Source organism: Aurantiacibacter xanthus (genome assembly GCF_003584015.1).
GTDB lineage: Bacteria > Pseudomonadota > Alphaproteobacteria > Sphingomonadales > Sphingomonadaceae > Alteraurantiacibacter > Alteraurantiacibacter xanthus.
On record NZ_QXFM01000111.1, the window covers coordinates 63,108 to 74,416 of the forward strand.

General features: G+C 61.5%; 13 protein-coding genes and 1 pseudogene. 12 read left to right on the forward strand and 2 right to left on the reverse strand.

The window, feature by feature from the left end; all coding sequences use genetic code 11:
* Positions 1 to 39 precede the first annotated feature (39 nt).
* The 6 genes and pseudogenes from pdhA (at position 40) to D2V17_RS12675 (ending at position 6,220) form a co-directional block, all read left to right on the forward strand.
* A complete protein-coding gene (pdhA, locus tag D2V17_RS12650) occupies positions 40 to 1,128 on the forward strand; it encodes a pyruvate dehydrogenase (acetyl-transferring) E1 component subunit alpha (protein WP_420801836.1) in 1,089 nt (362 codons plus the stop codon).
* Entirely contained in the window at positions 1,128 to 2,513 is a 1,386-nt protein-coding gene (locus tag D2V17_RS12655) for a pyruvate dehydrogenase complex E1 component subunit beta (RefSeq protein ID WP_022684019.1), read from the forward strand. Before pdhA ends, D2V17_RS12655 begins: the two co-directional genes overlap by 1 nt.
* An 18-nt stretch (positions 2,514 to 2,531) precedes the next feature.
* Positions 2,532 to 3,800, forward strand: coding sequence for a pyruvate dehydrogenase complex dihydrolipoamide acetyltransferase (locus tag D2V17_RS12660; RefSeq protein ID WP_022684020.1), 1,269 nt, complete (start codon positions 2,532 to 2,534; stop codon positions 3,798 to 3,800).
* Between the two features lie 29 nt (positions 3,801 to 3,829).
* A pseudogene (locus tag D2V17_RS12665) lies at positions 3,830 to 4,647 on the forward strand (FAD-dependent oxidoreductase); the annotation flags it as partial.
* Positions 4,648 to 4,995: 348 nt separating this feature from the next.
* Positions 4,996 to 5,223 (forward strand): hypothetical protein, encoded by a 228-nt coding sequence (locus D2V17_RS12670; protein WP_022684021.1) that lies wholly within the window; start codon positions 4,996 to 4,998, stop codon positions 5,221 to 5,223.
* 103 nt (positions 5,224 to 5,326) lie between these two features.
* The gene (locus D2V17_RS12675; RefSeq protein WP_245978703.1) at positions 5,327 to 6,220 is read left to right on the forward strand and encodes a lytic transglycosylase domain-containing protein; all 894 of its coding nucleotides are present in this window, start codon (positions 5,327 to 5,329) and stop codon (positions 6,218 to 6,220) included.
* 6 nt (positions 6,221 to 6,226) lie between these two features.
* Here the strand turns inward: D2V17_RS12675 and D2V17_RS12680 are convergent, their stop codons facing one another.
* Entirely contained in the window at positions 6,227 to 6,742 is a 516-nt protein-coding gene (locus D2V17_RS12680) for a helix-turn-helix domain-containing protein (RefSeq protein ID WP_022684023.1), read from the reverse strand.
* Positions 6,743 to 6,877: 135 nt separating this feature from the next.
* Positions 6,878 to 7,300, reverse strand: a complete 423-nt coding sequence (locus D2V17_RS12685; protein WP_022684024.1) for a hypothetical protein — start codon at positions 7,298 to 7,300, stop codon at positions 6,878 to 6,880.
* A 326-nt stretch (positions 7,301 to 7,626) separates the two neighbouring features.
* Here D2V17_RS12685 and D2V17_RS12690 point away from each other — a divergent pair, with 326 nt between their 5' ends.
* The 6 genes from D2V17_RS12690 to D2V17_RS12715 all read left to right on the forward strand — a co-directional run.
* A complete protein-coding gene (locus tag D2V17_RS12690) occupies positions 7,627 to 7,947 on the forward strand; it encodes a TrbC/VirB2 family protein (RefSeq protein WP_022684025.1) in 321 nt (106 codons plus the stop codon).
* 63 nt (positions 7,948 to 8,010) lie between these two features.
* A complete protein-coding gene (gene traL / locus D2V17_RS12695) occupies positions 8,011 to 8,301 on the forward strand; it encodes a type IV conjugative transfer system protein TraL (RefSeq protein WP_006960957.1) in 291 nt (96 codons plus the stop codon).
* 1 nt (position 8,302) lies between these two features.
* Entirely contained in the window at positions 8,303 to 8,869 is a 567-nt protein-coding gene (locus D2V17_RS12700; RefSeq protein ID WP_022684026.1) for a type IV conjugative transfer system protein TraE, read from the forward strand.
* Positions 8,869 to 9,672: a type-F conjugative transfer system secretin TraK gene (locus D2V17_RS12705; protein WP_022684027.1), complete on the forward strand. Its 804-nt coding sequence runs from the start codon at positions 8,869 to 8,871 to the stop codon at positions 9,670 to 9,672. The genes D2V17_RS12700 and D2V17_RS12705 overlap by 1 nt, the downstream gene beginning before the upstream one ends.
* The gene (locus D2V17_RS12710) at positions 9,669 to 10,967 is read left to right on the forward strand and encodes a TrbI/VirB10 family protein (RefSeq protein ID WP_022684028.1); all 1,299 of its coding nucleotides are present in this window, start codon (positions 9,669 to 9,671) and stop codon (positions 10,965 to 10,967) included. Before D2V17_RS12705 ends, D2V17_RS12710 begins: the two co-directional genes overlap by 4 nt.
* A partial coding sequence (locus D2V17_RS12715) for a disulfide isomerase DsbC N-terminal domain-containing protein (RefSeq protein ID WP_281270577.1) occupies positions 10,954 to 11,309 on the forward strand: 356 nt, incomplete at its 3' end. The genes D2V17_RS12710 and D2V17_RS12715, both read left to right, overlap by 14 nt.

Consider the following 11,309-nt stretch of genomic DNA (forward strand, 5'->3'; position numbering starts at 1 on the left):
TTGTCCGCCAATCCGCCTGCGAGCACCATAGGAGAAGAAATCCCTGTGTCTGAACTTCAGTCAACCGACGAAAAACCTGCACGACGCCGATCTCGCAAGAATTTCCTCCCGTCGCCCTCGTCGTCCAACCAGGAAGATCTCCCGCCTGTTGCACGCTACCAGGCAAGCAAAGAGGAAATGATCGATCTTTATCGTCAGATGATCCTCATCCGGCGCTTCGAGGAAAGAGCCGGCCAGCTTTACGGCCTCGGCCTCATCGGCGGCTTCTGCCATCTCTATATCGGACAGGAAGCGGTGGCGGTTGGCCTCCAGTCGGCGATGACGGTGGGCAAGGACAGCGTCATCACCGGCTATCGCGATCATGGCCACATGCTCGCTTACGGCATCGACCCGAAGGTGATCATGGCCGAATTGACCGGTCGTGCCGCCGGCATCTCGCGCGGCAAGGGTGGCTCGATGCACATGTTCTCGGTCGAGCATGGCTTCTACGGCGGCCATGGCATAGTCGGCGCGCAGGTCAGTCTCGGCACCGGTTTGGCGTTCAAGCACAAATATACCGGGGATGGCGGAGTCTGCCTGGCCTATTTTGGCGACGGCGCGGCCAACCAGGGCCAGGTGTACGAGAGCTTCAACATGGCCGAGCTATGGAAGCTGCCGATCATCTTCGTGATCGAGAACAACCAGTACGCCATGGGCACCAGCGTCAACCGCGCCTCAGCTGAGGACCAGTTGTATCGCCGGGGCGAGAGCTTCCGCATCCCCGGGATGCAAGTCGACGGCATGGACGTGCTCGCGGTGCACGGCGCTGCCAAGGTGGCGCTTGAACGAGTGCGGGGAGGCAAGGGGCCGGTGCTCCTGGAACTGAAGACTTACCGCTATCGCGGCCATTCCATGTCTGATCCCGCCAAATACCGCTCGCGCGAGGAGGTGCAGGCGGTGCGCGAAAAGTCCGACCCCATTGAGCTTCTCAAGAAAGAGTTGGAGGCGGCCGGCGTTTCCGAGGACGAACTGAAGACGCTGGAGAAGGACATTCGCCGGATCGTGCAGGACGCTGCCGATTTCGCCGAGCAGGCGCCGGAGCCGGAGCTTTTCGAACTATATACCGACGTGCTGGTGGAACAGTATTGATGGCGATTGAACTGAAGATGCCCGCGCTTTCTCCCACCATGGAGGAAGGCACGCTCACCAAGTGGCTGGTCACGGAAGGCGACGTGGTTAAATCCGGCGACATCCTGGCCGAGATCGAGACCGACAAGGCGACGATGGAGTTCGAGGCGGTCGACGAAGGCACGGTCGCGAAGATCGTCGTCGCTGAGGGCACCGACGGGGTGAAGGTGGGCGAGGTAATCGCGCTGATCGCCGGCGAGGGCGCAGAAGAAGGCGCGGAAACTGCTTCGGCCGACGAGGAGAAGCGAGACGTACCCAAACCCGAATCCGCGGGAACCCAAAGAGCGGAGAACCGCGGCCAGCAGCTTGTGGTGTCGCCGACGCAGGCGACCGTCGCCGATCCGGACATCCCCGCGGGCACCGAGATGGTCAAGACCACCGTGCGCGAGGCGCTGCGCGACGCGATGGCCGAGGAGATGCGGGCCGACGACCGCGTTTTCGTGATGGGCGAGGAAGTGGCGCAATATCAGGGTGCCTACAAGGTGACGCAGGGCCTGTTGGACGAGTTCGGCGACCGGCGCGTCATCGACACGCCGATCACGGAATACGGCTTTGCCGGCGTCGGCACCGGCGCGGCGATGGGCGGCCTACGCCCCATCGTGGAGTTCATGACCTTCAACTTCGCCATGCAGGCGATCGACCACATCATAAATTCGGCTGCCAAGACCAACTACATGTCGGGCGGCCAGATGCGCTGCCCCATCGTGTTTCGCGGCCCCAATGGCGCGGCGAGCCGCGTCGGTGCGCAGCACAGCCAGAACTATGCCCCTTGGTACGCTAATGTGCCTGGATTGATCGTCATCGCACCCTATGACGCGGCTGACGCCAAGGGGCTTCTCAAGGCTGCGATCCGGTCCGAGGATCCAGTGGTTTTCCTCGAGAACGAACTGACATACGGCCGGGTCTTCGACGTGCCGAAGCTGGAGGACTGGGTCCTGCCGATCGGCAAGGCGCGGATCGTCCGAAAGGGCAGGGACGTGACGCTCGTATCCTACTCTATAGGGGTGGGGATCGCTCTGGAGGCCGCCGAGACGCTAGCGAGCGATGGGATCGAGGCGGAAGTCATCGACCTGCGCACGCTGCGTCCGCTCGACAAGGCAACTGTGCTGGAAAGCCTAAAAAAGACCAACCGCATGGTGGTGGTCGAGGAAGGCTGGCCGGTGTGCTCGATCGCGTCCGAGATTTCCGCGATCGCTATGGAGGACGGGTTCGATGATCTCGATGCACCCGTGCAGCGCGTGACCAACGAGGATGTGCCGCTGCCTTATGCCGCAAACCTGGAAAAGGCAGCACTCCTCAAGGCTGGGGATGTCATCGAGGCGGTGAAAAAAGTCTGTTACCGTTGAAGATTCCGGAGTTCCCAAATGCCGATCGATATCAAGATGCCCGCGCTCTCTCCCACCATGGAGCAAGGCACTCTGGCCAAGTGGCTGGTCAAGGAAGGCGATACGGTCTCGGCAGGCGATATCCTGGCGGAAATCGAAACCGACAAGGCGACAATGGAATTCGAAGCGGTGGACGAGGGCACGATCCTGTCCATCGCCATTCCCGAAGGCAGCGAAGACGTGAAGGTCGGCACGGTGATCGCCACGCTGGGGGAAGAAGGCGAGGAAGCCGCTGCTCCGGCACCGAAAGCCAAGGAAAAGCCAGCCCCCAAGGAAACGAAAGCCGAGGCGCAATCCGAACCCGCTCCTGCCCCAACGCCCGCACCCGCTTCGAAAGCCGCAGCCGCACCGGCGCAGAAAGGCGACCGGATCGTCGCCTCGCCGCTCGCGCGGCGCATCGCCGAGCAGAAAGGCGTCGATCTTGCGGCAGTGAAGGGCAGCGGCCCCAATGGCCGGATCGTGAAGGCCGACGTCGAAGCGACGAGGCCGGGCGCTCCTGCCGCCGAAGCGCAGGCCGTTTCCAGGCCGCTGACCGAAGCTGTGCCCGATTTCGGCATTCCGTTTGAGGATGTGAAGCTGTCCAGCATGCGCAAGGTGATTGCGCGCCGTCTGACCGAATCGAAGCAGCAGGTGCCGCACATCTACCTGACCGTGGACGTGCGTCTCGATGCACTACTCAAACTGCGTGCGGAACTCAACGACGCCTTGACGTCGCGCGGGGTCAAGCTTTCGGTCAACGATATGCTGATCAAGGCGTTGGGCTTGGCCCTGATGCAGGTTCCGGCCTGCAACGTGTCCTTCGCGGGCGATGTCATGCGCCAGTACAAGCGCGCGGATATTTCGGTGGCCGTCAGCATTCCCGGCGGGCTCATCACCCCGATCGTCACCGATCCCTCGGCCAAGGGGCTGGCCCAGATATCGGCCGAGATCGGCGATCTCGCCGCCCGGGCCAAGGACGGAAAGCTGCAACCGCACGAATATCAGGGCGGAACCGCCAGCCTTTCCAATATGGGCATGATGGGGATCAAGCAGTTCGAAGCGGTGATCAACCCGCCGCAGGGCATGATCATGGCCATCGGTGCGGGCGAGAAGCGGCCCTGGGTGTTGGAGGATGGCCAGCTCGGTGTCGCCACCGTCATGTCCGTCACCGGCAGCTTCGACCATCGCGCCATCGATGGTGCGGATGGCGCCCAGCTCATGACCGCTTTCCGCGAGCTGGTGGAAAAGCCCCTGGGTCTGTTGGCCTGAGCCCCGAATACGATCAATCGGAGGGTTCAATGTCCGAAAGCTACGACGTCATCGTTCTCGGTTCCGGCCCCGGCGGCTATGTGGCGGCGATCCGGGCGAGCCAGCTCGGTCTCAAAGCCGCGATCGTGGAGCGGGAGCTGCTGGGCGGTATCTGCCTCAACTGGGGCTGCATCCCCACCAAGGCGCTGCTGCGTTCGGCGGAGATCTTCCATTACATGCAACATGCCAAGGATTACGGGCTGGCGGCGGAGAAGATCAGCGCAGATCTCGATGCGGTGGTGAAGCGCAGCCGGGGCGTGGCGAAGCAGCTCAACCAGGGCATCACACATCTGATGAAGAAGAACAAGATCGCGGTGCATATCGGCGAAGGGACGCTGAAAACCGCCACCACGCTGGAAGTGAAGGGCGAGAAGGGCACGGAAACCCTCAGCGCGAAGCACATTATCGTCGCCACCGGCGTGCGGGCGCGTGACCTGCTGTTCGCCCCGGCGGATGGCAAGCGGGTGTGGACCTATCGCCATGCGATGGTCCCACCGGAAATGCCGACCAAGCTGCTGGTGATCGGCTCGGGCGCGATCGGCATCGAATTCGCCAGCTTCTACAACGATATGGGCGCCGAAGTTACCGTGGTCGAGTGCTCGACCGGATCGTGCCGGTGGAGGATGTGTCTGCCTTCCTCGAAAAGGCGCTTACCAAGCAGGGCATCGCGATCCAGACGGGTGCCGGCGTGGAAGAGCTCAAGGCCGGCGCCCAGGGCGTCAGCGCGAAGATCAAGGGGAAGGACGGCAAGGTCGCGGCGAGCGAATACAGCCATGTCATCGTCGCCATCGGTATCCAGCCCAAATCAAGCTCGCGAGCAGATGCTATCGCACCTATCCCATAGTGCCAAGCATCTGCTCCGCCACTGATAGATGCCCGCTCCGCCTTAGCGAATTGAATGAAGCCGAGCATAGTAAGTTTTCAAACGTACACGAAAATACGCGAATTGCGAAATTCAGACCTACGATAGCTTGAGGGTGCGCACGGGGATCAGACCATTAGATTACTGTGTCAAAGCCAGTCGGGTGAGCATGCGCGCTGATAGCAGTAGAAACCCGTGGCCAGGATTGGGTGAACCCATGATTGGCGATGTAGCCAAGACAGGTGCGGCTTCCGAGACCTCGGATGACACCTTTCTTTATGGCGTAGCTCGCAGATGAGCCACATCCTCTTGTTCATCTCCCGTCAGGAGCGCGAGTATCTTTCGCTTCATGATAGCGACAGTGCGGCGCTGGAGGCGCTCGTTCGCTATGTCGACGACCATTGGGCGGAGGCGGATCTCCCCGAGGATGCCGCCGATTCTGACCCTCTCATCCGTGTCGAAGCCTGGGTTGGTGCCACCCAGGCGCTCTATTTCATCGCCGAAGCCTCTATTGGCGGATAACCACTCGGTCCCCAGATAGCCCGCGATGCCCTGGGGTTGACAGTCTTGCCGTGAGCACGAGCATTGTCTCTGGCACGCCGACGAAACAGGGTTCTCCCATATGATGAAACATATAATCCCGGCGGTGATAGCCGCGCTTGCGCTTCCCGCTCCCGCGCTCGCCAGCGGCGGATCAACGCGTATCGTTGAGATCGTCCGCATGGGTCCGAGCGCGGCCGACGAAATGCAGGAACAGGAAGAAAATTCACAGCAGACTACCGCTGCAGGCGGTTTTCACCTGCTCGATCTCACGAGGACGCGGACCAGTGATGCCATGCTGGCAAGCTTCGGCGCGTTGGCTGTGGAGGGTGGAGACGTGATACGGTGGGATGCACTCGCCCCTTTTTCCGATATCGCAGTACCAGCATGGATGAGGCCGCCCCTGCTTTCCATGTGGCCGGAAGAGGGGCGCTATATCCCGTCGGACTGCATAACCGTTCCATACCGCCCAGTGGGCTTCCTAGCACACGACATCGAGGATCGTCGTCGCGCCGCTTACACAGCGATGAGTGCGGCGGCTTGTGATGCTGGGATTCCCGTCGGCCTTTTCGATGCATTGGTCCTGACCGAAAGCGCCTACAATCCGAGAGCAATCTCCTCAAAGCAAGCTTATGGACTTACACAACTCATGCCAGGAACAGCAGGGGATCTTGGTGTCGACCGCTATGATCCGGTCCAGAACCTGCGCGGCGGTGCGCGTTATCTTCGCGCGCAGCTCGACCGGTTCGGCAAGGTGCATCTTGCGCTTGCTGCCTATAATGCGGGACCAGGACGTGTAAAGGGCGGACAAATCCCACCGATCGCCGAGACGAAAGCCTATGTCCGCAACGTCCTGGACAAGTGGGCTCGTCTGGCTGGCCGCCATCAGGTTCTTGCGATTGGCGACTTCGCTGGCTCCCCGGCGGTCTCAATTGTGCCAACCAGGCCAGCGCGAGTGGCCTCACTACAGATCTTCTAGCATTCGTCAGATTTCGCGATCCCATCCGATCGCGCGCTCGGCTGCAATCCGTGTGATTTCGCTTACCAATCTCCTGACCACAGCACGCTGCAGTCCGGCCGCCCATTCCGGGCGGACATCGGAGCCATCAATGTGGTCAAACTCTTCAAGCGCGGCAAGGAGCTCAACTGGGAGATAGCGGAACACCACTCGCAACAAGGCGATTACCGAGCGATGGCGCGGCGCATCGAGCACGTCGATATCGTTGAAAGCCTCCACGCAGATGACAGCTTCAAACACGTCAATGTCGAGTGCGGCGAATAGCGCCTTCAGTTCGTCGAAGGTTATGGACGGGCGGCGCGCCGGATCGCTGTGCAGAAGCAGTCCGAGCCTTGATTTCCCGATACCTGTTCGGCGCTCAAGCGTGCGCAAGCTGACCCGATGAACACGCATCATGCGAAGGATCAGTTCAACATATCCATTCCGACCGTCGGCCGTTCTCGTGTCGATCGCTGTGTGATCCGGGTCGTCCGTTGAGGACATGCGTGGTCCCCTCGCCGCGCCGTCAGAACTTCCTAACAAAATCATAAATTGCTGATTCTCGCAAGGTGCAGCGGGCTTTCGCAACGACACCAGTTACGGCCGTTGGCATTGCGATTCACGTTCGGCGAAGGGCAATCATTTTTTGGGCGACTCAGAACGGCCCGAGTCGCCAAGGCCGATTTTTGGAAGAACGCGCGTTGCACTCTGTTTGACCAAGTAGTCGCAAATCAAGAGCGCGATCGCGTCGCTGATGGTCAAATTGCCACCGATTTCGCGGGAGAGATGTTTCTTGATTTCCACCAGCGAATCCGCGCTGGTCCGAGAGATATTGAGATGGATGCGAACGTTTCCGCGGGTGGGCAGATCATCGAGGTATTGGCGCAATTGCTCGGGATCGAGACTATCGGTTATCGCTGGGTTGTTGATACGCTTCGTCAGGAGCTGGGCGAGCGTCTGGTAGCGAAGCGTTTCATTCGAATGCAGCCTTATGCTCTCGGTGGTGAGCTTGAAAAGCTCCGCCGATATATTGAGCGCATAGCTGCGAGAACGGCCCGGCATCGTCAGCTTCCCTCCGAAATGGACGCTTCCGTCACGGAGTTGGCCGAGCGATCGGCCGTCCCGGCGAAGCGACTCATATTAGAGTAGATTACCCGATTCGCCGGTGTCCCTAAATCCCGGACAGCTTGTCCCAAAAAGCTCACCGATCTGTCCCGCTCACACTTACCCCATGTCCGGTATATCGGGACAGTATTAACGATTCATCGCAAAATCGGAAGAAAGTCCGCTTCTCCGGCAACCGATGCTGTCGTCGGTGCACGATCCTCGCAAGTCTTCATGGAGGGCGCGGCGAACATGCCTCTCCCAATGCCTCGAAAGGGATCGATATGACCGAGACCGCAATCAAGAAATCAGGCCACGCCGAGTTCGTCCTGCTGGTGCTCGCGCTGGTGCTCTTCACGTTCTTCTGGGCGAGCACCGCCTATGCAGGTGCCGACACGACCTTCAACACGGCTCTGACCAAGTTCACCGACTTCCTCGAAGGCTCGGGCGGCAAGATCATCACCGTGCTTTCGCTTGCCGGCGGCATCGTTGGCCTGGCTTCCGGGCGCTTCAGCCTCGGCCAGGTGGCTATCCCGGTCGGCGTGGGCGTCGGTGCCGGCACCGGTATTCCGATCGTCACCTCCACGGTCACCGCAACGATCTGATCAACTGACAGCCGTTGCCGGTCGCCGTCAGCCGCGGCGCGCCGGTCAACAGGGGGGTGGTGTATGGCGGCCGACACTTACGTCATTCCGGCGCATCTGGATGATCCCGAATTGATCGGGCTCTGGACGCTGGACGAGTTCCTCGCGATGGTCATTCCCTTCGCGTGGGGCGTCCTGACCCAGCATATCCTTATCGGTCTATTTCTGGCGTTTGCTGGCTGGTGGGGGTTGAGAAAGGCGAAGTCCGGACGCGCGGCCTCCTGGCTGATCCATCTGGCTTACTGGTATTTGCCGGCAGGCTTCCTGGGTCTCCGGGCGACACCACCCTCCTACCTTCGGCTGATGGCGGGCTGACATGGAGCTCGGCTACAGCCACGCCCAAGGCCAGCGCGTACTCAGGCAGCGCAACCTCCTTGCGCTCGCCACGCTGCTTCTCGGCGCCCTCGTCATCGTGCTCTTCCTCATCGCTTCGACCCGCGACCGCGAGATCGTGCTCCAGCCCGTCCTGCGCTCGAATCTGACCGTGAGCAGCGCCGGGGTGTCGAAGGACTATCTAGAGATGATCACGCGCGACGTCGCCGTGCTCACGTTGAATCGCAGCCCACGTAACCTCGAATACTGGATGAACGAGGTACTCGAGGTCACTCATCCCGGCTCGCAAGGCGCGGTCAAGGGCGAACTCCTGAAGATCCTCGACGAGCAACGCGGCTCGAGTATTTCGCAAACCTTCACGATCCAGTCGATGAAGGTCGATCCCAAAGCGCTGGTTTCCGAAGTGGCAGGCGAGTTGCAGACGATCGTCGGCAACCGAGTCATCTCGGTCGAGAACCGGCGGTTCCGTTACACCTGGGACTATACCGGACTCAGCCTCAAGCTGGTCGGCTTCGGCATGGTCACCGACAAGCCGGGGGAGAAGAGCTGATGGTCATGTGGGCGATCGGCACGCTTGCGGCAGGCACTGCACTTTCATCGCGGTCCTGGTGCCTGATGAGCCGCGGAGCAGGTGCCGTGCTGCTGGCGATCGGCGCGAGCCTGGCCTTTACCGGGCCAGCATGGGCAGATCAGACGGTGATGGCGGCCGACGGGTCGCGGGTCGATTGTGCGGCATCGTCGCGCGATCTCACCCGCATCAGCCTCGTGGAAGACCAGTTCGCCTCGGTCTCGAAGGTCTCGACGGGCAATCCCGCCGAAGATTTCACTGTGGTCAACGAACCGGTGCGCGGCGATATCTATCTCTCGGTTCCCGAAGGCTATTCGCGGCCCTCGCTCTCCTTCTTCGCCACATCGAAGCGCGGCTATGTCTACAAGCTCGTCTGCCGCATCGCAGGCGAGGATGCCGTCCAGGTCTTCATCTCCAACCCGGCGATCGCGAGCGAGCGCGCTCCTGCCGCGACGCGTGCCCGCGTGGAACCGCGCGAAGAGGCTGCGGCTCTGGTGCAAGCGATGTATTCGCAATCGGTCATCTACGGCTACCAGATGCGCCAGTCGGTGCGCAGTCCGGTGCAGGTCGGCACGCTGCGGGTGCAGATGATCGCGGAGTATCGCGGCGCCGAACTCAACGGCCGGGTGCTGCGGATCGAAAATCGCGGAAAGGAGACGGTCGAACTCGACGGCGCAACGATAGCGCCTGCGAGTGCGGTTGCCGTTTCGGTCGCCGAGCCGCGCCTGGCGCCCGGCCAGGTGACCACTGCCTATCTCGTCACTCGTACCGGGGAACGGCCATGAACCTGCGCACGCTTTTCTCACGCGAGCGCAAGCCGCTCGACGCCGCGGACATTTCTCCGGTTGGTGACGATCTTGCGGGCAACGAGGCCGTGCGCCGCAGGCAGCGCCTGCTGTTGGGCGGCGCTTCCGGTGTCCTTCTGATCGCGTCGGCCTTCTGGATCTTTGACGATGGTGACACGCCCGACGCCGAAACCTCCGGCGCGCAGGACGTAAAGATTGCCACCGATGATATGGTCAATCGCAACATATCCGAGCGCGAATGGATGGCCGCCTCGGAAAACCGTTTCCAGTCCACCGAAAACCAGCTGAAGTCGGTTGGGATGCAGCAGCAGCGGATTGACCAGCTCGCACAGCAGGTATCAGCCCTCCAGAGCCAGAACCAGTCGATGGCCGCCGACGGCCAGCGGGTGCTCAGCGCCTATCAGCAGGAAAACGAACAGCTGCGCGCGCAAGTAAACGCGGCAAGGGCCGCCCCCCCAGTGACGCCCGCGCCTGGACCCGCAGCGATGTACGGTTCGGGTTCGCCGGGCACCTATCAGCAGCCTCCCGGAACTGCGGCTCTTGCCGCCACGCCTGTGTCTCAGGTGAAGGTGGTGGCCTTTGAGACAGGCGGAGCCGCGCGCGTCGAGCGCGGCAACACGGTCTATTCGGACAGTCCCGACTATCTGCCGCCGAACAGCTTCGCTTCGGCGCGTGTCATCGTCGGCGTCGATGCAGGTGCTGGCGTCAACAGCCAGACCGATCCGCTCCCGGTAGTCCTGCGCATCACGGGCCCGGCACGTTCGGTCGTCCAGAACGGACGTGTGCTGACGACACGGATTGAGGGCTGCCTGGTCAATGGCGCGGCGCGCGGCGATCTTTCGTCCGAGAAAGTCTACGTGAAACTCCAGAAAATGACCTGCGAGCAGCCTGGCGGCCGTGTCGCTGTGTCCGAAGTAAAGGGTTTCATCGCCTTCGCTGGAAAGACCGGCGTACGCGGACGTGTCGTGAGCCGGGAAGGCTCCCTTGTCACCCAGGCGTTTCTCGCCGGGCTGGTCGGTGGGTTCGGCCGCGGCTTCAGCGCCAATACGAGTTCCCTTCTCTCCGGAACCAACATTTCGACGGATGGTAAACGCCAGCGGCTTTCAACCGGAGAAATCCTTGAGGGCGGATTCGGCGAGGGGGTCGCGCAAACCGGCGACATGGTCTCGCAATATCTGATCGAGCGTGCCGAACAATATCAGCCGGTAATCGAGATGCCGACGGGCATCGATGTCGAGATCGTTTTCCTGGAGGGCGCCTATGTCCGCAACTGAGCCCCGGTTCCCGCTACGGCGCTATTCCATTCACGCTGGACTTGTCGCCGGCGCATTGCTGCTTGCCGGTGTCGGCGTCGCATTTGCGAACGATATTGCCTGGCCCGATGGCAACAAGGTCACAGCCCTCCTCAAGGCGCGGCTGCCCAAGACGGAGATCACCAAGGTCGACTGCGCACGGATCGGTGGCCTTTGTGAGGTCGTTGCCGGCAGCAATCTCTTCTATGTCGATGCGTCCGCGCGCTATCTGGTGATCGGCCGTGTCTACGACATGGAATCGCGTCAGGATCTGACGGCTGCGCGCCTCCTCGAACTCAATCCTGCCATGCTGCTCGGCGGCGC